A 25,435-nucleotide genomic window follows, 5' to 3' on the forward strand; every position below is an offset into this window, starting at 1 on the left:
CGGTACGATTGAAAGGAAAAAAAGATGGCTAAAAAGAAGATTGGCAATCAGAATCCTACTCAATCGGTAATTTTAAAATACGTCAAAAAGAATTCTAAAGCAAAAGAAGCTATCGAACTTTATGAAAGGACAGGCTTATCATGTTACTCATGGCAAATCAACTTGTTAACGCATATGATGGCAGTTGACAAGGATGATTTATGGGTACACCAGAAGTTTGGCTACTCAATCCCCCGACGAAATGGGAAGACCGAGGTTGTCTACATTTTTGAACTTTGGGGCCTGCATAATGGGATGAATATCCTTCACACGGCTCACCGTATATCTACTTCACACTCTTCTTTTGAAAAGGTTAAAAAGTACCTAGAAAAGATGGGATATGTTGAAGGAGAAGACTTTAGCTCTATACGAGCAAAGGGACAAGAGCGGATTGAACTTTTCAAGGGTGGCGGAGTCATTCAATTCCGTACAAGAACTTCAAACGGTGGTTTGGGGGAAGGTTTTGACCTTCTCTTTATAGATGAAGCTCAGGAGTATACGACAGAGCAAGAGTCAGCCTTGAAGTACACGGTAACAGATAGTGATAATCCTATCACAATCATGTGCGGTACCCCGCCTACACCTGTTTCTAACGGGACTGTTTTCACCAGTTACCGTAAGACTTGTCTTTTTGGTAAGGGTAAGTATTCAGGTTGGGCGGAGTGGTCTGTATCGGAAGAAAAAGAGATTGACGACGTGGAAGCGTGGTATAACTCTAATCCTTCCATGGGCTATCATTTGAATGAAAGAAAGATTGAAGCAGAGCTAGGTGATGATAAGCTAGATCATAACGTTCAACGTTTGGGCTTTTGGCCTGAATACAATCAAAAATCAGCAATCTCAGAGACTGAATGGAATGAATTAAAAGTAATCAATCCAGAGCCTACTGGTAAGCTGTTTGTTGGTATTAAGTATGGTCAAGATGGCACAAACGTGGCTTTAAGCATTGCAGTTCGTACGGCAGATGAAAGGATTTTTGTTGAGGCCATTGATTGCCAATCTGTCAGAAATGGAAATGATTGGATATTGGAGTTCATTAGAAGCGCTGATATCGCAAGCATTGTCATAGATGGAGCAAGTGGACAGAAAATCCTTGATGAAGAGCTGAAGAAGGAGCGAATGAAGAAAATCATTTTACCAACAGTAAAAGAAATAATTGTCGCAAACTCTATGTGGGAGCAAGGGATTTACCAAAAGACCTTGTGCCATGCAGGTCAGCCTTCTTTATCTAAAGTTGCGACGAATTGCGACAAGCGGAACATTGGTTCAAACGGTGGCTTTGGTTACCGTTCGCATTTTGCTGATATGGATATCTCTTTGATGGATAGCGCCTTGCTTGCGCATTGGGCTTGTACGACTACTAAGCCTAAGAAAAAGCAAAAAATCAATTATTAAGGAAAGCAGTAAGATACTGCTTTTTTTAATGCCAAAAATTACCGAACTGACGGGGAAATCAGGAAGAAAGGATACATGAAAATGTCTGAATTTAAAATCATTGAAACACAGGAAGAGCTAGATAACATTGTGAAAGAACGTATCAGACGTGAACGTGAAAAATTCGCTGATTATGATGAGCTCAAAAAACGTGTCTCAGAGCTTGAAACTGAAAACGGTGCTTTAAAGTCTACTGTTGAAGAAGATAAGCAAACAAGAGCAGGATTAGATGCTCAAATCACAGACTTGCAAGGAAAAGTAAGTAACTATGAGACTGCAAGTCTACGAACTCGTATCGCACTACAAAACGGCTTACCGTATGATTTAGCAGATCGCTTGCAGGGTACAGATGAAGCCTCTTTGACAGCTGACGCAGAGCGTTTGGCAGGATTTATGAGACCAGCACCAGTACCTCAAGCACCTCTAAAAGACGTTGAGCCAGAAGTTTCTAGCGGAAAAGAGCTAGAGATGAGACAAATGCTTAAAGAAATGAATTTTCATAAATAAAGGAGTAGAAAAATGACAGATAATTCACTAAAAACAGCAACACTATTTAAACCAGAACTTGTTAAAGAAATGATCAGTAAAGTGCAAGGGCGCTCAGTACTTGCCAAGCTATCAAATCAAACGCCTATCCCTTTCAACGGTGTAGAGCAATTCATCTTCAATCTTGAAGGAAATGCGCAAATCGTTGGAGAAGGCGAACAAAAGCAAGCAGGAAAAGCTACTATCACTTCAAAAGTGATTAAACCGCTTAAATTCGTTTATCAAGCACGTATCACTGAAGAATTTAAGTACATGTCAGAAGCTAAACAACTTGAATATCTATCACAATTTGCAGACGGATTTTCTAAGAAAATTGCAGAAGCTTTTGATATCGCAGCGCTTCACGGGCTTGAGCCAAAAGGTATGACACCAGCTTCTTTCAAGGACACTAACTCGTTTGATGGTGTAGTTACAGGTACTACAGTAACCTATGATGAAGCTAAAGTTGATGAAAATATCGATACAGCTGTACAAGCCATTGTAGCAAAAGGTGGAGAAGTAACAGGTATCGCTATCTCACCAGCGGCAGGGCAAGCACTTGCTAAAGTGAAAGTAAACGGTGTCGTTCAATATCCAGAGTTCCGCTTTGGTCAAAATCCTGACTCATTCTTCGGAATGAAATCAGACGTGAACAAAAACCTTACAATTTCAGGAAGCGCAGACCAAGACCACGCTATCGTGGGTGACTTTGAGAATCGCTTCAAATGGGGTTACTCAGAAAACATTCCGCTTGAAATCATCGAATACGGTGACCCAGATGGAGCAGGTCGTGACCTTAAAGCATACAATGAAATCTGTTTGCGTGCAGAAGCCTTTATCGGTTGGGGCATCCTTGACGCAGACGCTTTTGCGCGTGTTAAGGCCTAGTCTCTATGGCTTTGTATCGTGATATTAAAACAGGTGCTGTAATCTCTTCCGATTCATTAATCGGAGGGGATTGGGTGCTTGTTGATACAGCAAACTCAGCGGCTACAGATATGACCGTGGCTGAATTGAAGTCTACTTTAGAAGATATGGGCGTTGACTATGAGAGAGGCTTGAAGAAGTCTGAATTAGTAACGCTTTACGAAGCAAGCAGGGAGCTTTAATCATGAAGAATTTTGCGACTATCGAAGACCTTCAGCTACTTTGGAGAAATTTGAAAGTAGATGAAAGGGCAAGGGCGGAAGCTCTTTTGGAAGTTGTATCTAATTCTTTACGTTTAGAGGCCGAAAAGGTCGGTAAAGACCTTGACGATATGGTGGCAGAAAGCGTCGCTCTTGCTAGCGTCGCTAAATCTGTCACGGTGGATATCGTGGCTAGAACTCTTATGACTTCAACAGATCACGAACCGATGACGCAAGTATCTGAAAGTGCATTGGGTTATACGTTTAGTGGTTCATACCTAGTGCCTGGTGGAGGGCTCTTTATTAAAGACACAGAGCTAAAACGGCTAGGCTTGAAGAAGAAGCAAAAATATGGAGCGATTGAAATCTATGACATACCTAAAGGGAATTTCTGTCACATTAGTGGACAAGGTAGAAACTGGTGAAGATGATTTTGGGCATCCTATCTTTGAAGATAAAAAAATTGTTGTTGAAAATGTACTAGTCGCACCAACCTCTACGCAGGACGTGCTCAATAAACTCAGCATCACAGGAAAAAAAGCTGTCTACACTATCGCCATTCCAAAAGGAGATACCAATACATGGGAGAACCGTGAAGTAGAATTTTTTGGTAGAAAATGGCGGACAATCGGATTACCCGAAGAAGGAATTGAAGCCATGATTCCGCTTCAATGGAATAGAAAGATTATGGTGGAAGCTTATGAGTAATATGAAATTCGAGCTAAACGCTTTGGGCGTATCAGGGCTTTTGCGCTCACCAGAAATGCAAGCAATTCTTGAAGAAAAAGGGAAAGTAGTAGCAGACGGGGCAGGAGAAGGCTTTGAGCTCAAGGTATCGCCAGGGCATAAGCGTGCAAGTGCAACAATTAGTACAACTGATATCAAAAGTATGGCTAGGAACAACAAGCATAATATCTTACTAAAGGCATTAGGAGGCGCTAAATGATTGAGCTAGTCGTAAGGAAGTTTTTGAGTAAGGAGCTTAAGGTGCCTTGCTACCTTGAGCATAAAAAAGACCTACCAGAAAGCTATGTGATGATTGAAAAGACAGGAGCAGGCGGAAATGATTACACGCATTCGGCTACATTGGCTTTTCAGAGCTATGCACCATCACTTCAAAAGGCCGCAGAGTTAAATGAGGTCGTAAAGCAGGCGGTGGAAAACCTTATCACGGTTGATGAGGTGTGTGGCGTGCATCACAATAGTGACTACAACTTCACAGACACAGAAACCAAAAAATATCGCTATCAAGCGGTATATGACATTAACTATTTTTAAGGAGGTACTAACTTGACGCAAGAAGATAGCGTATCAGGAGTACGAACAAATGCAGAAACAGTGACAACAGGAGGAACTAATATGACAACTGCATCAGCATCAAATGTAACAGCTGCAAAACCTAAAATCGGTGGCGCAGTAGCAACAGCACCAGCGGGAACAACTTTACCAACAAATGCGAAAGAAGAGCTAAACGTAGCTTTCAAAAAGCTAGGATATATTTCATCAGACGGCTTAACAAATGAAAACTCACCAGAAAGTGAAGAAGTAAAAGCGTGGGGCGGACAAACGGTCTTGTCTTCTCAAACTGAAAAGAAAGATACGTTTAAATACAAATTGATTGAAAGCTTGAACATCGAAGTTTTGAAAGAAACCTATGGGCCAGAAAACGTTACTGGGACCCTTGAAACAGGTATCATCATCAAGGCAAATGGTAAAGAGTTGCCAGAGCATTGTCTTGTGATTGAAACACTTTTGAAGAGCGGCTATATTAAACGTATCGTTATTCCACGTGGTAAAGTAAGCGGAATTGGTGAAGTCAGCTATAAAGATGGCGAACCAATCGGCTATGAATTGACTATCACAGCATTGCCAGACAACAACGAAAACACTCACTACGAATACATCCAAGGAGCGTAATAAATGACAAAGCAGATCGATTTTCCAAAAATGAATGACAAAATTGAGGGCAAAACAGATGGAGGTTTTGCCTTTTCAATTGAAACACGAAGATTAGACAACTACCTTTTACTACGTTATATCGGTAAAGCCGATAGTGGTGATGTGCAAGCGGTTGATAAAGTTCTAGACCTTCTTTTTGGTCCAGAACAGGCTGAAAAATTCATTGATTTTTTGGTTGAAGAAGATGGGATTCTTCCAAATGAGAAACTTTTTGGAGAAATCAAGAGTGTGTTTGCGCAGGTAGAAAAGTTAAAAAAATAGCGATACTGGCGCATATGATAGATTTGGATGAAGACGCTTTGATATGTGATTTAGCGGAAACTTATCAAGTATATGACTACAGACAGCTACCACTACAAACGGTAGCTGTTTTTGCTTATGGATTGAAAGATGATTCACGCATCAAGCAACTTTTATCGGATCAAATAGCGCCAGTTGAAAGAGTTCTACTGGCAAGTATGGTTGACAGACTATCCATGCTCTTATGGATTCAATCAAAGGATGGACAAAAAGGAGTAAACAGACCGACGGCTTTAACAGACTTCTTTATCAAGAAAGAAAAAGAAGATACAAGAGAGTTCATGACTTTTGAAAGTCCTGAAGACTACGAAAATTATAGAAAACAACTGTTTTCTGGAAATGGAGGTGAAAGCTAGTGGCAACTCAGCTTGGAAAAGCTTACGTACAAATCATTCCTTCAGCTAAAGGGATTGGCGGAATGATTCAGAAAGAACTTGGTGGCGATGTTGCCTCAGCAGGAAACTTCGCTGGAGAGTCATTGGGTTCCAATTTGGTTGGAACTTTTAAAAAGGTAATTGCAGCCGCAGGGATTGGGAAAGCTTTTAGCGCCGCATTGAGTGAAGGGGCCGCTCTTCAACAATCCATCGGTGGTGTTGAAACGCTCTTTAAAACATCAGCAGGAAAAGTAAGAGCCTACGCAGAAGAAGCATATAGAACTACTGGACTTTCTGCAAATAAATACATGGAAACCGTGACGGGCTTCTCAGCCAGCTTGCTACAATCTCTTGGTGGAGATACAGATAAAGCGGCAGAAACAGCTAACATGGCCATGGTGGATATGTCGGACAATGCCAATAAGATGGGGACATCTATGGAGAGCATTCAGATGGCATATCAAGGGTTTGCTAAGCAAAATTATACGATGTTGGATAACCTGAAATTGGGTTATGGTGGTACAAAACAAGAAATGCAACGGCTTTTGGCGGATGCTGAAAAATTGACAGGCGTTAAGTATGACATAAATAACTTGTCAGACGTTTATAGCGCTATTCACGCCATCCAAGGAAAATTGGATATCACTGGCACAACAGCAAAAGAAGCGTCATCCACATTTACAGGCTCTTTTGAAGCCATGAAGTCGGCCGCTCAAAATGTGCTAGGGAATTTATCGATTGGCGAAAATGTTTTACCAGCCTTGCAAGCATTGCTGGAAACAACTAGAACATTTTTATTCAATAACTTTTTGCCAATGATAGAAAATATCCTATCTGGATTGGGAGTAGTTTTGACCGAAGGGCTCAGCTCTTTAGCTTCTCAACTTTTTGGAGACGCTTTTGGAAGTGCAGTATATGACCAAATCGGGCGTGTAACAGGGATTTTCCAGACTTTTTTTGACATGATCTTCGGGTCAATGGATAAACAAGGAAACATAGATATCCTTAACACGTTAGGGTTCAGCGAAGATGCCGCAACCCAAATTGTTAATATCGGAGAGAATATCCGAACAACATTCGAGAATATTGGAGCAATCATTGGTAATGTTATTGACATAGCAGGACAATTTGTAAGTAGCTTTTTAGGTATGTCAGATGGAGTGCAAGGCGTGAACCTTCTCGGTATCGCTTTTGAGGGCTTGACTGGTATCTTAAGTGGTGTATCATCTGTTTTGAAAGACGTGACAGGATGGCTTAAAGAGCACCCAGCTATTATAAGCGCTATGGCATCAGCTGTAGTTGGTCTTGTTACAGCATGGACCGCATACAAAACAATTGCTACAATCACCAATACGATTGAAGCTGTTAAAAACGGAATTTTCGCAACATCTTTTGCCTTATCTCAAGCTAGAGCAGTTGCTAGCGGAACCTTGACGGCTGCTTACGCGGCCGAAAATGCGGCAATAGCTGGAGCAAGCAAATCTTTTGGTTTGTTTAATGCGGTAATGTCTGCAAATCCTATTTTTCTTGTTATTGGTGCAATCACTGCACTGGTAGCCGCTTTAGCATGGTTTTTCACTCAAACTGAGACAGGAAAGGCGATTTGGTCATCTTTTGTAGATTCGATTAAACAAGCTTGGCAAGGGATTACCGATTTCTTTGTCGGCATTTGGTCTGGTATCTCTGAAGGTGCAAGCACGTTGTGGACTACAGTTGTAACGTTCTTTGCTGACTCGTGGGCAAGTATTCAAGAAACTGCTTCTACTGCTTGGACAGCAATTACTACAGCCATCATGACGGTTGTTCAGCCGTTTATAGACGGATTTATGAATATCTGGAACAATATCTCAGACGGTCTTACTCAAGTTTGGGAAGGGATTAAGATGATTTTTCAAGGAGCTTGGGAATTTATCAAATCCATTTTCTTAGGCGCTGTTTTGATCATCATTGATATTGTAACAGGGAACTTTAACCAGCTGGGGGCTGACCTTTCTCTCATTTGGGACGGTATTAAAAATGGCGTTTCTATGATTTGGGACGGTATTAAAACATACTTCTCTGGAGTCGTGGATGTTATCGTTGGATCTGCTACTGCTGTTTTTGAAAACTTCTCTAATGCTCTTAAAGCGATTTGGGAAGGACTGTCTGCTGCAGGTAAGGCTATATTTGATGGTTTTGCTCAGATACTATCAACCGTTTGGGAAACGATTAAATCAGTTGCAAGTGGCGCGTGGGAAGCGTTGAAATCAACCGTGCTAGGATTAATTGATGGCATTGTGCAAGGTGCTCAAAATGCTTGGGACAACATGAAGCAAGCGGTAAGCGACCTTGTAAGCAATGTTACAAGTATCTTTGACGGAATCAGAAACATTGACCTTTGGTCAGCTGGTAAGGCAATCCTTGATGGATTCCTAGGTGGTTTGAAATCTGCTTGGAGCGCAGTTACTGACTTTGTGGGAGGCATTGCTGGATGGATTCGTGATCACAAAGGTCCGATTGAGTATGACCGCAAGCTCTTGATACCAGCTGGTAATGCGATTATGCAAGGTTTGGACGAAGGGCTACAAGACCGCTTCAAAGGCGTTAAAAAGACAGTCACTGGCATGGCAGGAGAAATCTCAAACGCCTTTTCAGATGATGATTTTGGCTTGTATGATACACCAAATGTAGCAAAAAACATTGAAGCGAGCCTAGCTATCCCAAGTGCTCAGTTTGAGGCAAAAGACAGTCAAACCGTGTCTGAGATAGCAATTCTGAGAGCAAGTATGGAGAAAATCTTGACAGCAATCCTTGAAAAAGATACAGATATGTACTTAGACGGAGAAAAAGTCGCTTTAAATGTCTATGAAAGACAAGGCGCAATCTACGCGAGAGAGGGGATTTAGTAGATGGATTTTATGGTGATAAACAGCTTTAATACTTCAACAATCCCAAAATGCGTAGTGACCGACTTTGGGGCAGTTGAAGCGGCAAAACCGAAAGTAGCGGAAAACCCGAACCTCTTTGGGGTAAACGGGTCTTTCCGTGTGCTTGACGGGGCATACGAAAGCTATGAGCGTACAATCACTTTTTACGTGGCAAGACAATCAGATATTGCTACAATCGTAGAAAAATTTAAACCAGAAGATAATATCATTGAATTTAGCTATCAAGCTAATTCATTTTTCTATGCAGAGTTTGCAGGCGCTACTTATAAACCGCATGGCATGCACGGTTGGAGACTAGAGGTAAAGCTAGTTATGCAACCTTTCAGATACATGAAAAATCCGCCAACTTTTACAGCTACAGGCTCAACGTCTATCAGAAACGAAGGAAATGTCTATAGTGAGCCGATTGTGGAGGTGGAAGGCAGTGGAGACGTGCTTTTAACAATAAATGGAACTTCAATGTACCTTACAGTCAATCGTAAAGTTACAATTGACTGTAGACATAAAAAACAAAATATCTACAATGCTGATATGGCTATCCAGAACACGCTCAGAAAACGTGGAGGATTTTTCCAGCTCAAGACAGGCTATAATGGTATTGTTTGGACAGGGAACGTAAGAAGCGTGAAGATTTATCCAAATTGGAGGTATATCATATGATTTACCTTACTTCAACAAATACCCCTTTAAACGATGCTTACAGTGATGAAATTGTGCAGGAGCGCAACAGTACCTATCAACTAAAATTTAGATTTCCTACAAGCAATCCCCAGTGGCAGTTGCTGAAAGAGGAAACCTTTTTGGTGGCGGATGACTTGCATGGTACTCAAGACTTTGTGATTTTTGAAGTGGAAAAGCAAAATGGCTATGTGCAAGTATACGCAAATCAAGTGCTCAGCCTTCTAAATAATTACATTATCGGAAGCATTGAGATTGACAATGCAAGTGGGACGCAGGCTTTAAGCCGATTCGCAGGCAGTATCACGCGCCAAAACCCTTTCTCTTTCTTTTCAGACATTGACGACAGGCACACCTACAATGAAAAAGATAAGAATGCTATGGAGGTCTTGGTAAAAGACAAGCACTCTATCCTTGGACAGTGGGGCGGTGACATGGTGCGTGATGGCTACAACTTACGATTACTTAAAAATGGCGGTTCAGAAAATGAATCGCTTTTTATGTATCGTAAAAACCTTTCTAGTTATCAGCACAAAAGCTCCACCAAAACACTAAAAACAAGAATCACCTTTAAGACAACGGTAAAAGGTGAAGGAGAAAAAGCACAAGAGCAACACCTTTCCGTAGTGATAGATAGCCCTTTAGTTGCTAGGTATAGCCAAATCTATGAAGCTATTGTAGAGGTCAATGACGAAAACGTAAAAGACCAGGCAAGCCTAATCGAATATGGTAAGAGATACTATCGAACTAGTATGTGCGACATGCTTGAAGATAGCCTTGAAATTTCCGTGGTAGGTCAGAGTGACGTGCCAGTGCATATCTTTGACGTGGTCAGCTTGTATCATGATGGCTATGGTCTTGACGTGCGGAAAAAGATTACTAAATACACTTACTCACCGATGGCTAAAAGGTTGCGGACAATCGGCTTTGGTGCTTTTAAGTCAAGCCTTGCGACTGCTATCGGTGGCGTGGTAAATGACGCTGTACAAAACGAAAGTAAGAAGCTAAACAGCCATTTTGAAGAATTGCTAAAAAAAGAGATTGATAATGCAAACAAGGCTTTTGACGCAGAATTTAAAAAGCGTGAAACGTCTATAAAAGAATCAATCGAACAGTACAAGACAAAAGCTGAAGAAATGGGTGCAGAGCTTCGAGACAAAATCGAAAAAGAGCAACCAGAACTAGTAAAAAAAATTCGTAAAGATCTGATGAGTGGTACGGACTCTATCGCTGAATTAAGCAAGAAGCTTGAGCAAGTCAGTGAGACGGCACGTATCAATGCGAACTTAATCGGTGGTAACAACAGCACTTACTACAACAAAAACAGGCTTAACGGTGGTACAGCTAAAAAGATTACTTATGGTACAGACTTTGTAGAGGTCGGGCACAATGGCGACGGCTTTGAAGTAGGGAAGACATATGTTATCAGTTGGTCAGCTTTGTGTAATCCATATGGCAAAAATGATATCACTATCACTTTTGATAAAAGCACTATATATGGTAGTGGTAGCGTAACGCTTGCACCAGACAATGCGGTAATGCCTAGAGCTACGCAATCGGTGAGCTCAAGTCAAACGAAGGTGCTAGCAGTATACCATGGGTGGTATTCATTGACCTACTCAAGTGATTGGTATATGCCTACCGCTACGCGCGTGCAAGTCAATGACAATTCAACTAGTTTTAGAGTTCCTTTGACGTACAAGAGCGTGGCAGATGCTCAGAACGCTACATATAGTACCGTTTGGAGCGACAATCCAGATCTAATTTTTGACGGAGGAAGAACATGACAGAAACAATCCCAGTACGGGTACAGCATAAGCGCATGACAGCCAGCGCATGGGCAAGTAGCCCTCTAGTCTTACTTGATGGTGAGTTAGGAGTAGAAAGCGATACAGGTAAGGTTAAGGTAGGTAATGGCCGTGACCGATTTTCCGCCTTGCAATACTTGACAGGGCCGAAGGGAGACCGTGGAGAGCGTGGAGAACAAGGGCCCCGTGGGGCAGATGGTGTTGTGCGGTTTGAAGGCTCAGCGGCAGAGCGTGCTTTGGAGCAGTATGCCAAAAAGTCTGAAACGCCAGTATATCGTATCGCGAATAGGGATATCTATGGTGCAAATGTTGGATCGGTCGCAACAATAAAAACAACCGATCTCATGAACCCTGACGGTATTAAGGTAGGGGATATTGTTGAAGACCTTTGGACGAATGACAGTACTGTAGATTATGAATTTTGGAAGGTGACGGCTGTTAGCGGTACTAATATTACTGTTCAAAAAATCGGTAAGAGAACATTCGTGATTTCTTACAATGATACAGACGTTAAGCGCCGTATCACAGCCCTTGAAGCAAGACCAGCCTTTGACTTTAACTCTTTAACACCTACACAAAAGAATATGCTACGAGGCTATCAAGGGCCTCAAGGACCAACAGGGCCAGCAGGACCCGCAGGGCCTAGGGGATCTGACGGACTAAGAGGGCGAGACGGTGCGCCAGGGAATACAATACTTGACCAAAACACTGGACAAGCGCTCAAATATTGGCGCGGTTCAAAAGCTCAGTATGACGCTATCTCTAACAAGGATAGTAACACGATTTATGACGTTTACACGTAAGGAGACTTTATGGCAAGACATAGGATTTTTGTTGGAGGGGCAAGTATAAAGTGGCGATATATTGGCGATAAGCTAGTATGGGAAAGACCAGTTCAATATCCGATTTTAGCAGATCTAAAGGGTGCCATGAGCGTGAGATATGTAGGTTTAGAAGTTCATCTGACCAATTACGGAGGCATTCCTGCGAATCTAAATATCAAAAATGGGAGATGGTTCTATCTAGTCGGAAGGGGCAAAATTCGCTATTACAACACTTTGGAGTTAAAAGACAAGCTTATAGTCGGTTTCAACAACGAAGTTGATTTACATATAGTGAAACAAGCTCTCCCAGAGGGGTATTATGACAATACATGGATTCAAATTCTAGGGAATGAAATTGAATAGAAAGGATAGATAAGACATGGATATTACCATTCAAAACGTGCGTTCGCCAGCGCTTGAGCATAATGGTAGATATTACAAGGTGTTTCAGCCTAGGACAGCAAACGAACTACTAAAACTTCATCATATGGGGTGCGTAGGAGATACGGTGCTGACGGATATCCAGCTTGAGCAAGGGGATTTTCCTACAAACTTTGTAGAGCCAACAATCACGCAACGTGCACTTGCAGGTATCTTCAAGGATATGCGTTCTATTGAATTGGAATTGAGAGATCCAAACAGTACGCTTTGGGGCAAAATTCAGCAGAACAACCAAGGGGCGCTAACTCAATTCTTTGACACAAACGTTAAGAGTGCGATTGCTCAGACAGCAAGCGAAATCAGGCAGGAAGTGCGTGATGCCGCTAACAGCGCAAGGGTTCAAGTAAATTCAAGCGGTGTAACTATCGGAGCTACAACGGTTACAGGGAAGCAGTTAGCTTCAACTATCTCAACTAGCTCAGAAGCGATTGACTTGATAGCGCCAAAAATTCGTGTGAAGTCTGATATGCTTGTGGATGGGTCAGTAACAGCCAGTAAGATGGCCGCAGGGTCTATCAGAGCAGAGCATATCAGTTCAGGCGCAATTACAGCAGACAAGATTGAAATCAGTGACGCTCTTATCAATAAGATTGTGGCAAGGGATATCCTTGCAGATAAGATTGCTTCCAAGCAAATCTTTGCGACCAAGATTGAGTCTATTGTCTCAAGCTCAACATTCCTGCAAGCCTATCAAGGTGAAATTGGAGGTTTCACCATTGGACGATATCCAGGGGGTTCAGGACGTTGGATATCAGGTATTAACACTTTTTCAGTAGGTATGGGAAATGGCGGAAGCTTTGGTGAAAACCGTACAGCATTTTGGGCCAATTGGGGTAGTAGTTGGGATCATCACGGGCCAGATGCGTGGTTCGTAACTTCAGCAGGAAAAATGTACTGCTTTAACACAGTGGACTTCCATGACCGTGTAGACTTTTCTAATACTGCTACAGTAAATTTCTATACAAAATTAAATGCAACAAGTGGTATCTGGACGGGTAACGGAGATATCCATGGTAATGGCTCAAACCCAGCAGGCGGTGATAATGCGGTTTGTTGGTGGAATCAAATCACTACGGCAAAATGGCGCGGATATGCAGGTATCACTTCAAGCTCAGACAAGCGACTTAAAGAAAATATCACAGGGACTAAAGTTAAAGGGATTGATAAAATCAATGCTTTGAACTTGGTCTCTTTTGATTTCATCAAGAATAAGAAGCATGAAGATATTGGATTGATTGCGCAGGAAGTGCAGAAAGTAGTGCCAGAAGCGATTGAAGTAGATGATGAGACAAGCTACTTATCTATCAACTACGCAAAATTTGTACCGTACTTGCTGAAAGCCGTGCAGGAGCTCACGGATAAAGTAGACAATTTGGAGGGTAAATAATGAATGAAGATACAACTTTTGAAACACTACTACAGCAGAAACTAGCTAGTAAACTTGCGGAAAAAGAGCATGAACTTGCTTTTCTAGAAGTAAATAACTTTTTATTAGCTACGGAGCTTGAAGCGTTAAAGGCAGTACTCGCCTATGATAGCTCACTTAAGGAGCTTTTTGAAGAAGTACAGACGAAAATGAAAGAAGGAAAACAACAATGACAAACACTTATGAATTAGCGATTAAACCATATCTTAAAGGTGGCGAAAATGTGACAGTAGTAGCTATCAAGGCTAAATCAGCGGGGCGCTACTCTTATGAAGAATGTGAGCTACAAGGCGACCGTACACAAGACAGTGAAGGCTCAATCATTCAAGCAGTGCTTGACCTTGTACGTACTGAACTTGACCCAGGCAGTGCCTTGGTACAAACTCAGGCGAAGTTGGAGCAACAACAGGCGAAGTTGGAACAAGCGGAAGCTAAAATCACAGTTACGGATCAAGCGGTTCAGCACAACCGTGAAGAAACTGACCGTTATGGAAAGATTATCCATGCAGTAGTGCTCAATGCAGTAGCAAGCAAATCAATCGCCTATGGTACAAGTTACAAGGAATTGGTGGAGCTTATCCCTCTAGCTGAAGTAGGCAAAACTTATCACGCGCATGACCTAGTAGCCATTGAAGACCCGAATCACATTGAAGTGGACGGGGAAGGTAAACGTATCTTGGTACAGTTTAACAAGGAATTTACCTACAATGGCGAACCTGTAACAGACTTTGCCCGTAACGGACGCCTTGAGTTGGACGGAACAGGGGCCGCTTGGAAGTACGAGCCTAAAGCTTAGAAGCGTATAGAGAAGGGGGCTTATGGAGATTTTTGACAAAATCGAACATTTTTTCACTAGCGTCATGCCAGTGCTCACCCCGACAATCATTGCATGGATAAGCTATAGGTTGCCGAAAAAAGCGAAAGAAGAGACGGATAAAATCGTCTCAGAGCTTGAAGACGTGAAGAAGCAAATTGACGAAGCACACAAGACCGCAAAAGATAGTAACGCAAAAATCGATGAAGTGCAGGAAAAGCTAAAAGTACACGATGAGGCGCATCTCAATACCATGAAGTTGCGCCTTGGGCGTGATATGCGACGGGCTATCCGTAGAAAGTATACTTCCCGTGATGAATTTTCATTGGTAGAAAGTATGCACAAAAGCTATAAGGCTTTAGGTGGAAACGGATATATCGACCGCCTTTTCAGTGATTTTGAGAAGTTGGATATCAGAGCGGAGATTTTGGACGAAGATGATTAAAAGGAGGGCACGATGATATGCGCAAATAAGAAAAATTCAACAAATTTAGCGCGGATTGATGGAGGTTTGGTCGTTAAGCAAGGCGACCTTGCCTCTTCTTTCGGCTATGCTCTTTTAGATGAAAACTACCAGCTGGTCACGGGTCTTGATGGCGAAATGGCGACAGTCACGCTCACTAAAGGCATTCACAAGTGGATGAAGCGCGTGGAAGTTAGTGGCAGTGCCGTAGCTTTTCACTTAGATAGTATCTTGCCTAGTGGTCGCTGGCGCTTGGAGATTACCGTAGGAGAGTATGTCTTTCCTAGTGATAGAGCTACTATGATACATGTGGAAAGCGCAGACAAGGAGCTAGTCACAGAAGAAGCGCTCAAGCTGAAGGAGTTTGACGTAGAGAAAGTAGTAGAGAAAGTGATAGCTGAAAAGCACCTCACACCATCTACAGACGCAGGAACTCATGCAGGTCAAGGAGATTTTCCAGACTTGCTTTTTTATTACAACTTAGGAAAGGTTTAGAAGAAAATGGACACAAGTAAATTAATTGCATTCGCACAAGCGGTCGGAGTTGATATCAAGGAATTGAAGCAACTTCTTAATGGCAAGATTGATAATGCAACAGTAACACAATTGATTGAGCAAGCTAAAACCGCAGTCAAAAATGAAATTTTGGGCGAAGGCGTATCAGAGGATTTGAATACGCTGAAAGAAATCGCTGAAAAAATCGCAACCATGAGCGGTAGCACTGAAGGCGCAGTTGTACAAAAAATCTCAGATTTAGGTACACGACTTGATACTTTTGCCAATCTTGACCTTGTAACAGTCTACAACCAAGCGAAAGCGTGAAGCCTATGAGCAATTTAGAGGAATTCGCGCAAGCGGTTGGCCGTGATATCAAGGTGCTGAATCAAAAGCCAGAGCCTCAATTAACTCTAACAGGCAACACCCTCGGCATTGTCGGGGGTAACAGGGTAACGCTACCGATTCAGCAAAATACCTATACAACTCTATCAGGAGCTGGCACTCCTGATGGTAAAGTAGTAGCCAATCCAGGAGACACTTATATAAATAAAAGTGTCTCTTTAGGAGATTACTACTATTACAAAGAACGAAATCCAGGCAGAAATACAGGTTGGAAAGTCTTGTATGGAAGTATGGGTGTCAATATTAATTTATTGACAGGGAGTAGAATTAGATTCGCAAGAGAAAACTATTTCGTAAGTGCTTCTATCACTGATTTAACAGTATCATTGGATTCACTCAAAAATGGTCAAGCCCGTGATTTTTATCAAGACGGTGAAAATGTAGTAATTAGATTTGTTCCTGTTAAACAATTTGACGCAAGGGAAAGTGTTATTCCTCAAGGATTTAGGCCTTCAGGGAACTTCCTAGTGCCAGCTTATTCAAAAAGCGGAGACAGTATAGGATTATTCAAGTTTGAGCAAACATATGGAATCGTGAAGTTGATTTTGAATGATATCAATAAAGATAGTATCACAAGCGAAATGCTGAAAGGAATTAACTCAGGCTTGATTGTATATCCAACACAAGAAGCATGGCCTACAAAATTACCATAAGAAAGGAATTTAACAATGTCACAATTTAATGAGTTTATTATTGCTTTTGCTACAGGATTTTTAGCTGTAGCAATAGGTGGTATCGTAAAAGCAGTGAAAGAGTATCTTTTGCAAAAAGGCGGAGAGAAAGCTGTAAAAATCGCTGAAATCCTAGCTAAAAATGCAGTACACGCAGTAGAGCAGGTAGCGACTGAAACAGGCTATAAGGGCGATGAAAAGCTTGAGCAAGCTAAAGTCTACATGATCTCAGAGCTTAAAAAATACAATGTCAGCATGACAGATAAAGAGCTTGAAGTGTTCGTTGAATCAGCAGTGAAGCAGATGAATGACGCTTGGAAAGGACAGTAGGCATGGATATTGATACTAGCAGATACAGAGAAGGCTTACCACAAGTAGGCTATGCGCCATATCGACAAGTACACGCTCACTCTACTGGAAACCGTAATTCTACCGTGCAAAATGAAGCGGACTATCACTATAGAAAAGACCCTGATTTAGGGTTCTTTTCTCATGTAGTAGGTAATGGACGTGTCATGCAAGTAGGCCCGACAAACAACGGATCATACGACGTTGGAGGCGGGTGGAATGCTGAAACCTATGCAGCGGTTGAATTGATTGAAAGCCATTCAACTAAAGAAGAGTTCATGGAAGACTACCGCCTTTATATCGAACTCTTGCGAAATCTAGCAGATGAAGCAGGCCTACCGAAGACACTTGACACAGATGACTTGGAAGGCATCAAGACGCATGAATACTGTACGAATAACCAACCCGACAACCATTCAGACCACGTTGACCCTTATCCATATCTGGCAAAATGGGGCATTAGCCGTGAACAGTTCAAACACGACATTGAAAACGGCTTGAACGTTGAAGCAGGATGGAAGAAGAACGGCACTGGCTACTGGTACGTACACTCAGACGGCTCCTATCCAAAAGACAAGTTTGAAAAAGTTGAAGGCACTTGGTACTACTTCGACGGGTCAGGCTACATGCTTGCAGACCGTTGGAAAAAGCATTCTGATGGTAACTGGTACTGGTTTGACCACTCAGGCGCTATGGCTACAGGCTGGAAGAAGATTGCTGATAAATGGTACTACTTTGACGTAGAAGGTGCTATGAAGACAGGTTGGGTCAAGTATAAAGATACTTGGTACTATCTTGACGCTAAAGAAGGCACTATGGTATCAAATGCTTTTGTACAGTCAGCCGATAAAAAAGGTTGGTACTACCTCAAGGCAGACGGAACGATGGCAGATAAACCAGAGTTCACAGTAGAGCCTCAAGGTCTCATTACTGTAAAATGATAAAAAATCTTCCTATATAATAGGAAGAAAGTTGAAGAAAAATTTCACCGCAGGCAGTAGCTTGCGGTTTTTTTATTGCTTAAAAGGTTGGATTTTAAATCAAAGTAATGCAAATCGAATAAACGCATTTGAAATGCGCAAAATCATTTTTTTATCAAAAATATTTTTTTGAAAAAAATTATCTTTTCTATTGACAATACACAACATATGTTGTATACTTAAAATGTAAGATAGAAAAAAAGAAAAAGAGGTATTCGAAATGAATAGTGCAGTATTTTGTGGAAGATTTGACAACGGCCATGATTATTATGACGCTCATGCCAGTGTTGTGATTGATGATAAGAAGAAAGAGCTTGATGCAGAAGAAATTTGTAAAATCGCAGATGCTCTAAGACGCTATCACCGTGGAACATGCGTAGATATATACGTTGATGGTTCTGAGATTGAATGGCATACTGATTGCGGTAATGCTTATTATGCTGAAGATGGTTCGCTAGTTGTGAAAGAAGGTTTCGAATGGTTGAATTGGTCTTGTTCAGCAGATGAGATTGCTGAGGCCTATCACGCTATGGAAGAATCAGAAGAGATTGCATAGAAAAAGAGCTGGGGGATTCCCAGCTCTATTGTAAGATAGATCGGTTGTAGAGTAACAACCTTAGAAAGATTATATCATGAAAATAGATACAAGGCAAATTGAATGGATGCTGGATCACGCAACAGGCTATCAGGTTGCTAAGCTGAGCGGTGTCGCTCAGCAGACCATTTCAGCTCTCATCACTGGCAAGCGTAAACTTGAAAATCTAACAATCATAACTGGGTATAAATTGACTGAGGCTTCATACCTTCTTCAAGAAGAATTTTTAAGAAAGAATGAAGGTATAATACTTGAAGCAAAGGAAGACATGGATATCTATGATGGAGATTTTGAAGTTGTCGCAGTATTGATGAGTGATGGTTTCATCAACAAGTACATCTATGCCAATCCTCCAACGAGAGAAGATTTTGAAACCGATAAAGAGTTTGAGGAAATCCTGGAAGGACACTATGAGAGCCTTGAAGCTTTGAAAGGCCTTGATGTCAAAAAAATGAAGCTGAAAGATTTACTCAAGCAACTAGAAGAACAACGAAACTTTTTTAAAAATAATAACTAAAAAGAGCTGACTTTTCAGCCAGCTCATATGTATAAATAAAAAAGAAAGGCGGATAAGGCACCGCCTTGATAGTTATTATACCATGAAAACATTTTTTAATCAAATTGATTTTTTAAAAAAATATTCTCTAAAAAAAGTGGTGATTTTTTCATCACTTTTTATTTTTTTTACGAATAGATAAGTAGGAGGATAAAAAAATGAAAATCATAAACATTGAACAAGCAAGCATTGAGAAAACGGATCTAGGTTTTGAGCACTGGGTAGCAGTGACGTACAGCTTACCTTTTTTGAAAAATGAGTACACGGTAAATCTTTTGCTCTTGCTGGACTTTGAGGTAGAAGATAAAGAGCTACTAGACTATCTGATCATGAGCTGGAAGTACAGGGATTTGGTAAATCATTCAACACTTATGTATCAAGTAGAAAGGGATATGTAGGGGTGCCCCATGGGGCACAAATGGGGCAAAGTTGTATTTTTTTTGTGTTTTCATGGTCAAAAATCAGTGTAAGTTACCTCTTATAAATGCTTATTTTAAGCCTTTTCTGGCTTATGTGTGCTTATTTATATAGGTTGTTTCAATTACTCTTAAATAATAGAGCGACTACATTAGTAGCTTAAAAACATTATTAAACCGCTATTCTTAGGAGTAGTGGTTTTTCTTTTTATTCTAAAAGGGGCAAAAAAGGGAAAAGGAATCTTTAAAAGTGAGGAGAGTTAGATTGAAAGAATCATATTGGTAAATCGAAATGATGGATATTTGTATCATGTCATAAATAGTTATCAAACGATAATATTGATTTTCTTACAAATTAAGAGTATAATTTATAAAAATGAGTGTTTACTCAATTTTTGTGAAATTAAGGAGTAAAGAAAATGGTTGTTGAAGCAATAGAGTACAGTCGTTTCGGTAACGAAGAGGTCTTGGATTTGCTGAAGATCGACTCTACAGCCTTGGATGTAAATCAGGTGAGAGTAGAAGTTCATGCTGTTGGTTTAAATCCTATTGATTATAAAACTTTTGAGGGAGCGAAACCCCTTCGATTTCTATCTTTTATAACGAAATTAAGGAAACCAAGTCGTTGGTTTGAATCTAAATCATCTTTATTTCCAAGAGGTGTGGGGAGAGATTTTTCTGGAGTTATTACAGAAGTTGGAAATGAAGTAACTAGGTTTTCAGTAGGGGATAAGGTGTTTGGAACCATGATTAGCGATCCTGGTTTGGGAACTAAGAGGGGAGCTTTAGCAACAGAAATTTGTGTCAATGAATCAGAAATTGTATTGAAACCAGAGATGATCGACATGACTCACGCAGCTACTATGGGAGTAGCTGCTCTAACTGTGGGTGGGGCTTTTAGAAGAATCGGTTTAAATTCAAGAGATACTGTTGTTATTTCAGCTGCAGCAGGAGGTATTGGAAGTATTGCAGTACAGTATGCAGTTGCTAAGGGGGCGACAGTGATTGGAATAGCAAGTAAGAAAAATGCAGAGTATCTGAAGTCTTTAGGTGCCATACCAGTAAGTTACGAAGAGAATATCAAGAAGGCTCTTCTATCAGCTAGTCCAACGCCTATTACAAAATTTTTGGATTGTTATGGATCTGATTATGTTAGATTGGCTTTTAGTTTAGGCTTGAAGGGGACAGCTATTGGGACATTACTACCTTCGCCCTATGTTATGATAAAAGGTGCTCAGTTTACTGGTCCGAGACATTCCACATATGATGATTTTAGCACTTTAGCTGAAATGGTCTCAGACGGGAAGGTTCAGCTGAAAATGGATCAAGTGTATGACTTTTCTCTAAAGTCAGTTAGAGAAGCCTATCGTAGTCTGAAAATGGGACACAGTCGAGGCAAAAAAGTCGTAAAAGTAAGAGAGTAGAAGAGAGGTGCTAGCGATGGAAAGTTTAGAACAAAAGTATGCTCAGACGTTAGAAGTTAGTGACTTGAGCTTGAAACAACGTCGAGTATTATTATCAAGCTTAAAATTATTTTCAGAAATTGGATTTGAGAATACAAAGTCCAGCCTTATTGCCGAACGCGCTGGAGTGTCAGAAGGAACTGTTTTTAGTTACTTTAAAACAAAGGAAGGTATTTTAGAAGCCATTTTATCTACTTTTCTAGAACAGGTTATTCCAGAAGTAATTGCGGATTTCTCAGAAAAAAAATTCACAGTAGATCAAGAAACTTTTCCCTTCTTTTTAAAAAGTATTGTTCGAGATAGGCTCTTTTTCATTCAGGAGAATCAAATGCATGTTAAAATTCTCTTGGGGCGTTCTTTTATTGATAAAAATCTTTCTATCCAGTTAGGAAATATTATTGTTCAATCTATAATAGAACCAATTAGCACTGTTTTAAATCAATTTAAAGAAAAAGAACTTATTCTAAATTGGTCAAATGAAAGAATTGTTCGATACATTTTAGCATTGAGTTTTTCTTATCTTATTCCCATGATGTTGAATGATGAAGGAACTATAAACATAGATGAAGCAGTTGATGAGATTGTTGAATGTTTGTCATCTGCCCTAATGAAAGTAAAATAAATTCTGATGTTAAAACTCACTGTTAATGGTGCGTTTTTTGAATTCAAGCTAAAAATCCCCAATCGGAGCGATTGAGGATTAATCAGATGAATCTTAAACAATACCTTGTGCAATCATAGCGTTTGCTACATTTTCAAAGGCAGCAATGTTAGCTCCTGCAAGGTAGTCTTTATCAAGACCATATATTTCTGAAGTTGTTTTAGCAGTGTTGAAGATGTTTGTCATGATATCTTTGAGACGGCCATCAACTTCTTCACGAGTCCATGAGAGGCGAAGGCTATTTTGGCTCATTTCAAGGGCTGAAACGGCTACACCACCTGCATTGGCAGCTTTTGCAGGTCCGTAGAAGATTCCATTTTCTTTGTAAACTTTGATGGCATCAAGGTCGCTTGGCATGTTGGCACCTTCAGATACACAGATAACGCCTTGAGCAACTAAACGTTTAGCTGCTTCACCGTTGATTTCGTTTTGAGTCGCACATGGAAGAGCGATATCATAGTTTCCAGCGTAAGTCCATACAGAACCTTCATGATAAGTAGCAGTTGCTTTCTCAGCTGCATACTCAGTCAAACGAGCGCGACGTTTCTCTTTAACATCAACCAAAAGATCAAAGTCGATACCATTTTCATCGATGACATAACCATTTGAATCAGATACAGAGATAACAGTTGCACCAAGTTCAGTCGCTTTTTGAAGAGCGTATTGAGCCACGTTACCAGAACCTGAAATAACAACTTTCTTACCAGCAAAGCTGTTACCGTTAGCTTTAAGCATTTCTTCAGTGTAGTAAACTAAACCGTAACCAGTTGCTTCTGGACGAATCAAGCTACCACCAAATCCAAGAGGTTTACCAGTCAAGACACCAGCATCAAATTGGTTAAGGCGTTTGTATTGACCGTAAAGGTAACCAATTTCACGTCCACCAACACCGATATCACCAGCAGGTACGTCAAGTGATGGGCCAATGTATTTTTGCAGTTCAGTCATGAAGCTTTGGCAGAAGCGCATCACTTCAGCATCTGTTTTACCTTTAGGATCGAAGTCTGATCCACCTTTACCTCCACCGATAGGAAGTCCAGTCAAGACGTTTTTAAAGATTTGTTCAAATCCGAGGAATTTCAAAATCCCTTGGTTTACAGTTGGGTGGAAACGAAGTCCGCCTTTGTATGGTCCAACAGCTGAGTTGAATTGAACACGGTAGCCACGGTTTACTTGAACTTTTCCATCACGGTCAACCCAAGGAACACGGAAAGAAATCACGCGCTCTGGTTCAGTAATACGTGCCAAGATATTTTCTTCGATATACTCAGGGTGTTTTTCAAATACAGGTTCTAAAGTGTTGAAAAATTCTTCAACAGCTTGGAGGAACTCAGCCTCGTGCCCGTTACGAGCTTTTACAGTTTCAAACACGCTTTGGATATATTCTTTAGCAGATGTCATATCGTTCTCCTTTTGTTGTCATATTTTATTACGTGAGTCATTATAGCAGAATTTTTTTTTACTGTAAAGAAAAAAACAGAAATTTTCTAAAAATTCTTTCAATTTAGTTTTTTTGATTTTTTGAAAATAGATAAAAAACGAACGTTTTTCTTATAAATGCCTTTCTTAAAGAGAAAATCTGAAAATATGGTATAATATTAGCAATAAAAGGAATCTGGAGGATCAGAATCATGGTATCAACGAAAACACAAATTGCTGGTTTTGAGTTTGACAATTGCTTGATGAACGCAGCAGGTGTAGCTTGTATGACAATAGCGGAGTTGGAAGGTGTCAAAGACTCAGCAGCAGGAACCTTTGTCACTAAGACAGCAACCTTGGACTTCCGACAGGGAAATCCTGAACCTCGTTACCAAGATGTTCCACTTGGTTCTATCAACTCCATGGGCTTGCCAAACAATGGCTTAGACTACTATCTGGACTATCTTTTGGACTTGCAGGAAAAAGAGCCAAACCGTACTTTCTTCCTATCTCTAGTTGGCATGTCTCCAGAAGAAACACATACCATCTTGAAAAAAGTCCAAGAGAGTGAGTTTAAAGGACTGACTGAGCTCAATCTCTCTTGTCCAAATGTTCCAGGAAAACCTCAGATTGCCTATGATTTTGAGACAACAGACCGTATCTTGTCAGAGGTATTTGCCTACTTTACCAAACCTCTTGGGATCAAATTGCCACCTTATTTTGATATTGTCCACTTTGACCAAGCGGCTGCTATTTTCAACAAATATCCGCTCAAGTTTGTTAACTGTGTTAACTCTATCGGAAACGGCCTTTATATAGAAGATGAGTCGGTCGTGATTCGTCCTAAGAATGGTTTTGGTGGAATTGGTGGAGAATACATCAAACCGACTGCTCTTGCTAATGTACACGCCTTTTACCAATGTTTAAATCCGCAAATCCAAATCATCGGAACGGGTGGCGTTCTGACGGGTCGTGATGCCTTTGAACACATCCTCTGCGGTGCTAGCATGGTGCAAGTAGGGACCACCCTACACAAAGAAGGTGTCGGTGCTTTTGAGCGCATTACCAATGAACTAAAAGCAATCATGACGGAAAAAGGGTACGAAAACCTAGAAGATTTCCGTGGGAAATTGCGCTATATTGACTAAATGAAATAGAAAAACAAGAAGAAAGCAGAGAAGATGCTAGCCATAGAAGAAAGTCAAAATTTGTCTTTATCAAACTTATCTAGCCTGACCTTATTTACAGGTTCGGACCAAGGTCAGTTTGAAGTTATGAAAGATCAGGTGCTGAGACAGATTGGCTATGATCCAGCCGACCTCAATTTTGCCTACTTTGATATGAAAGAAGTGGTCTACAAGGATGTGGAACTGGAGTTGGTCAGCCTTCCTTTCTTTGCGGATGAGAAAATCGTGATATTGGATCATTTTGTCGATATCACGACTGCTAAAAAGCGCTTTTTAACAGATGATGAGCTCAAGTCGTTCGAAGAATACCTTGATAACCCTTCACCAACAACCAAGTTGTTAATCTTTGCAGAAGGAAAACTGGATAGTAAAAGACGGCTGGTAAAATTACTTAAGCGTGATGCCAAGGTCTTTGATGCAGTAGAAGCAAAAGAACAAGAATTGCGCCAGTATTTCCAAAAGTGGAGCCAGAAACAAGGTCTGCAGTTTGCCAATCATTCTTTTGAAAATCTTCTCGTCAAGTCGGGTTTTCAATTTAGCGAAGTCCAGAAAAATCTCCTCTTTTTACAGTCCTATAAGGCAGATTCTATTATCGAGGAAAAGGACATTGTCGAGGCAATTCCTAAAACCTTGCAGGACAATATCTTTGACTTAACTCAGTTTATTCTGACTAAAAAGATGGACCAGGCGCGCGATTTGGTTAGAGATTTGACCTTGCAAGGTGAAGATGAAATTAAACTGATTGCAGTCATGCTGGGACAATTTCGGACTTTTACTCAGGTGAAGATTTTGTCAGAGTCTGGGCAAACAGAATCGCAGATTGGAAGTAGTTTAGGTAGTTTTCTCGGACGTAACCCAAATCCTTATCAAATCAAGTTTGCGCTGAGAGATGCGCGAGGACTTTCCTTGAGCTTTTTGAAGCAAGCTATTTCTTATTTGATTGAGACAGACTATCAGATTAAGACAGGTCTTTATGAAAAAGGTTTCCTTTTTGAAAAAGCACTCTTACAGATTGCTAGTCAGGTCAATTGACATTTTTTTGAAACTACAACCCACGTCAAGATTATCTTGTCGTGGATTTCTTGCTGATTTGCTTATTT

33 protein-coding genes are annotated in these 25,435 nt (G+C 40.7%); 32 read left to right on the forward strand and 1 reads right to left on the reverse strand.

Annotated features, from left to right (window positions below; all coding sequences use genetic code 11):
- The first annotated feature begins 24 nt into the window (after positions 1-24).
- From B7698_RS05795 to B7698_RS05940, 30 genes are all read left to right on the forward strand, one after another.
- Positions 25-1,434 carry a DEAD/DEAH box helicase family protein gene (locus B7698_RS05795; RefSeq protein ID WP_084864942.1) on the forward strand — a complete coding sequence of 470 codons (1,410 nt, stop codon included), beginning with the start codon at positions 25-27 and terminating at the stop codon, positions 1,432-1,434.
- 81 nt (positions 1,435-1,515) lie between these two features.
- The gene (locus B7698_RS05800) at positions 1,516-1,980 is read left to right on the forward strand and encodes a capsid assembly scaffolding protein Gp46 family protein (protein ID WP_084865093.1); all 465 of its coding nucleotides are present in this window, start codon (positions 1,516-1,518) and stop codon (positions 1,978-1,980) included.
- A gap of 12 nt (positions 1,981-1,992) precedes the next feature.
- Positions 1,993-2,886 carry a phage major capsid protein gene (locus tag B7698_RS05805; RefSeq protein WP_084864943.1) on the forward strand — a complete coding sequence of 298 codons (894 nt, stop codon included), beginning with the start codon at positions 1,993-1,995 and terminating at the stop codon, positions 2,884-2,886.
- A 74-nt stretch (positions 2,887-2,960) separates the two neighbouring features.
- On the forward strand, positions 2,961-3,107 hold the full coding sequence (locus B7698_RS05810; protein ID WP_239822588.1) for a hypothetical protein: 147 nt from the start codon (positions 2,961-2,963) through the stop codon (positions 3,105-3,107).
- A 2-nt stretch (positions 3,108-3,109) separates the two neighbouring features.
- A complete protein-coding gene (locus B7698_RS05815; RefSeq protein ID WP_084864945.1) occupies positions 3,110-3,550 on the forward strand; it encodes a phage Gp19/Gp15/Gp42 family protein in 441 nt (146 codons plus the stop codon).
- Positions 3,495-3,833, forward strand: a complete 339-nt coding sequence (locus tag B7698_RS05820; protein ID WP_084864946.1) for a hypothetical protein — start codon at positions 3,495-3,497, stop codon at positions 3,831-3,833. The genes B7698_RS05815 and B7698_RS05820 overlap by 56 nt, the downstream gene beginning before the upstream one ends.
- A 1-nt stretch (position 3,834) precedes the next feature.
- On the forward strand, positions 3,835-4,071 hold the full coding sequence (locus B7698_RS05825) for a hypothetical protein (RefSeq protein ID WP_239822589.1): 237 nt from the start codon (positions 3,835-3,837) through the stop codon (positions 4,069-4,071).
- Positions 4,068-4,403: a hypothetical protein gene (locus B7698_RS05830; protein ID WP_084864948.1), complete on the forward strand. Its 336-nt coding sequence runs from the start codon at positions 4,068-4,070 to the stop codon at positions 4,401-4,403. The genes B7698_RS05825 and B7698_RS05830 overlap by 4 nt, the downstream gene beginning before the upstream one ends.
- A gap of 81 nt (positions 4,404-4,484) precedes the next feature.
- The gene (locus B7698_RS05835; protein WP_084865094.1) at positions 4,485-5,042 is read left to right on the forward strand and encodes a phage tail tube protein; all 558 of its coding nucleotides are present in this window, start codon (positions 4,485-4,487) and stop codon (positions 5,040-5,042) included.
- 3 nt (positions 5,043-5,045) lie between these two features.
- Positions 5,046-5,345, forward strand: coding sequence for a hypothetical protein (locus B7698_RS05840; protein WP_084864949.1), 300 nt, complete (start codon positions 5,046-5,048; stop codon positions 5,343-5,345).
- Positions 5,346-5,359: 14 nt separating this feature from the next.
- On the forward strand, positions 5,360-5,740 hold the full coding sequence (locus B7698_RS05845; protein ID WP_084864950.1) for a DUF5361 domain-containing protein: 381 nt from the start codon (positions 5,360-5,362) through the stop codon (positions 5,738-5,740).
- Positions 5,740-8,643, forward strand: a complete 2,904-nt coding sequence (locus B7698_RS05850) for a phage tail protein (RefSeq protein ID WP_084864951.1) — start codon at positions 5,740-5,742, stop codon at positions 8,641-8,643. The genes B7698_RS05845 and B7698_RS05850 overlap by 1 nt, the downstream gene beginning before the upstream one ends.
- A 12-nt stretch (positions 8,644-8,655) precedes the next feature.
- Positions 8,656-9,345, forward strand: a complete 690-nt coding sequence (locus B7698_RS05855; protein WP_239822590.1) for a phage tail protein — start codon at positions 8,656-8,658, stop codon at positions 9,343-9,345.
- On the forward strand, positions 9,342-11,150 hold the full coding sequence (locus B7698_RS05860) for a phage tail spike protein (RefSeq protein WP_084864953.1): 1,809 nt from the start codon (positions 9,342-9,344) through the stop codon (positions 11,148-11,150). Before B7698_RS05855 ends, B7698_RS05860 begins: the two co-directional genes overlap by 4 nt.
- A complete protein-coding gene (locus tag B7698_RS10420) occupies positions 11,147-11,974 on the forward strand; it encodes a collagen-like protein (RefSeq protein WP_084864954.1) in 828 nt (275 codons plus the stop codon). The genes B7698_RS05860 and B7698_RS10420 overlap by 4 nt, the downstream gene beginning before the upstream one ends.
- 9 nt (positions 11,975-11,983) lie before the next feature.
- A complete protein-coding gene (locus tag B7698_RS05870; RefSeq protein WP_084864955.1) occupies positions 11,984-12,358 on the forward strand; it encodes a hypothetical protein in 375 nt (124 codons plus the stop codon).
- A gap of 16 nt (positions 12,359-12,374) precedes the next feature.
- The gene (locus tag B7698_RS05875) at positions 12,375-13,823 is read left to right on the forward strand and encodes a gp58-like family protein (protein ID WP_084864956.1); all 1,449 of its coding nucleotides are present in this window, start codon (positions 12,375-12,377) and stop codon (positions 13,821-13,823) included.
- Positions 13,823-14,035 carry a hypothetical protein gene (locus tag B7698_RS05880; protein WP_084864957.1) on the forward strand — a complete coding sequence of 71 codons (213 nt, stop codon included), beginning with the start codon at positions 13,823-13,825 and terminating at the stop codon, positions 14,033-14,035. The genes B7698_RS05875 and B7698_RS05880 overlap by 1 nt, the downstream gene beginning before the upstream one ends.
- Positions 14,032-14,658, forward strand: a complete 627-nt coding sequence (locus tag B7698_RS05885; protein ID WP_084864958.1) for a hypothetical protein — start codon at positions 14,032-14,034, stop codon at positions 14,656-14,658. The genes B7698_RS05880 and B7698_RS05885 overlap by 4 nt, the downstream gene beginning before the upstream one ends.
- A gap of 22 nt (positions 14,659-14,680) precedes the next feature.
- The gene (locus tag B7698_RS05890; protein WP_084864959.1) at positions 14,681-15,121 is read left to right on the forward strand and encodes a coiled-coil domain-containing protein; all 441 of its coding nucleotides are present in this window, start codon (positions 14,681-14,683) and stop codon (positions 15,119-15,121) included.
- Between the two features lie 12 nt (positions 15,122-15,133).
- Positions 15,134-15,634, forward strand: a complete 501-nt coding sequence (locus B7698_RS05895; protein WP_084864960.1) for a hypothetical protein — start codon at positions 15,134-15,136, stop codon at positions 15,632-15,634.
- A 6-nt stretch (positions 15,635-15,640) separates the two neighbouring features.
- Entirely contained in the window at positions 15,641-15,961 is a 321-nt protein-coding gene (locus B7698_RS05900) for a hypothetical protein (protein WP_084864961.1), read from the forward strand.
- A gap of 5 nt (positions 15,962-15,966) precedes the next feature.
- Positions 15,967-16,692: a hypothetical protein gene (locus B7698_RS05905; RefSeq protein ID WP_084864962.1), complete on the forward strand. Its 726-nt coding sequence runs from the start codon at positions 15,967-15,969 to the stop codon at positions 16,690-16,692.
- Positions 16,693-16,707: 15 nt separating this feature from the next.
- Positions 16,708-17,040: a phage holin gene (locus B7698_RS05910; protein WP_084864963.1), complete on the forward strand. Its 333-nt coding sequence runs from the start codon at positions 16,708-16,710 to the stop codon at positions 17,038-17,040.
- A 2-nt stretch (positions 17,041-17,042) separates the two neighbouring features.
- Complete coding sequence (locus tag B7698_RS05915) at positions 17,043-17,999, forward strand: peptidoglycan recognition protein family protein (protein WP_084864964.1); 957 nt, start codon at positions 17,043-17,045, stop codon at positions 17,997-17,999.
- Positions 18,000-18,258: 259 nt separating this feature from the next.
- The gene (locus B7698_RS05920) at positions 18,259-18,594 is read left to right on the forward strand and encodes a hypothetical protein (protein ID WP_084864965.1); all 336 of its coding nucleotides are present in this window, start codon (positions 18,259-18,261) and stop codon (positions 18,592-18,594) included.
- Between the two features lie 76 nt (positions 18,595-18,670).
- Positions 18,671-19,150: a hypothetical protein gene (locus tag B7698_RS10255; RefSeq protein WP_192855110.1), complete on the forward strand. Its 480-nt coding sequence runs from the start codon at positions 18,671-18,673 to the stop codon at positions 19,148-19,150.
- A 197-nt stretch (positions 19,151-19,347) separates the two neighbouring features.
- Positions 19,348-19,587 carry a DUF7720 family protein gene (locus tag B7698_RS05930; RefSeq protein ID WP_084864966.1) on the forward strand — a complete coding sequence of 80 codons (240 nt, stop codon included), beginning with the start codon at positions 19,348-19,350 and terminating at the stop codon, positions 19,585-19,587.
- A 437-nt stretch (positions 19,588-20,024) separates the two neighbouring features.
- The gene (locus B7698_RS05935) at positions 20,025-21,029 is read left to right on the forward strand and encodes an NADP-dependent oxidoreductase (protein ID WP_084864967.1); all 1,005 of its coding nucleotides are present in this window, start codon (positions 20,025-20,027) and stop codon (positions 21,027-21,029) included.
- 16 nt (positions 21,030-21,045) lie between these two features.
- Positions 21,046-21,690, forward strand: coding sequence for a TetR/AcrR family transcriptional regulator (locus tag B7698_RS05940; protein WP_084864968.1), 645 nt, complete (start codon positions 21,046-21,048; stop codon positions 21,688-21,690).
- 93 nt (positions 21,691-21,783) lie between these two features.
- Here the strand turns inward: B7698_RS05940 and gdhA are convergent, their stop codons facing one another.
- Complete coding sequence (gene gdhA / locus B7698_RS05945; RefSeq protein ID WP_084864969.1) at positions 21,784-23,130, reverse strand: NADP-specific glutamate dehydrogenase; 1,347 nt, start codon at positions 23,128-23,130, stop codon at positions 21,784-21,786.
- Positions 23,131-23,360: 230 nt separating this feature from the next.
- Between gdhA and B7698_RS05950 the strand changes: the two genes are divergently transcribed.
- The gene (locus tag B7698_RS05950; RefSeq protein WP_084864970.1) at positions 23,361-24,296 is read left to right on the forward strand and encodes a dihydroorotate oxidase; all 936 of its coding nucleotides are present in this window, start codon (positions 23,361-23,363) and stop codon (positions 24,294-24,296) included.
- A gap of 33 nt (positions 24,297-24,329) precedes the next feature.
- On the forward strand, positions 24,330-25,367 hold the full coding sequence (gene holA / locus B7698_RS05955) for a DNA polymerase III subunit delta (protein WP_084864971.1): 1,038 nt from the start codon (positions 24,330-24,332) through the stop codon (positions 25,365-25,367).
- Positions 25,368-25,435 lie beyond the last annotated feature (68 nt).

The sequence above is a fragment of the Streptococcus mitis genome (genome assembly GCF_002096855.1).
GTDB lineage: Bacteria > Bacillota > Bacilli > Lactobacillales > Streptococcaceae > Streptococcus > Streptococcus mitis_Y.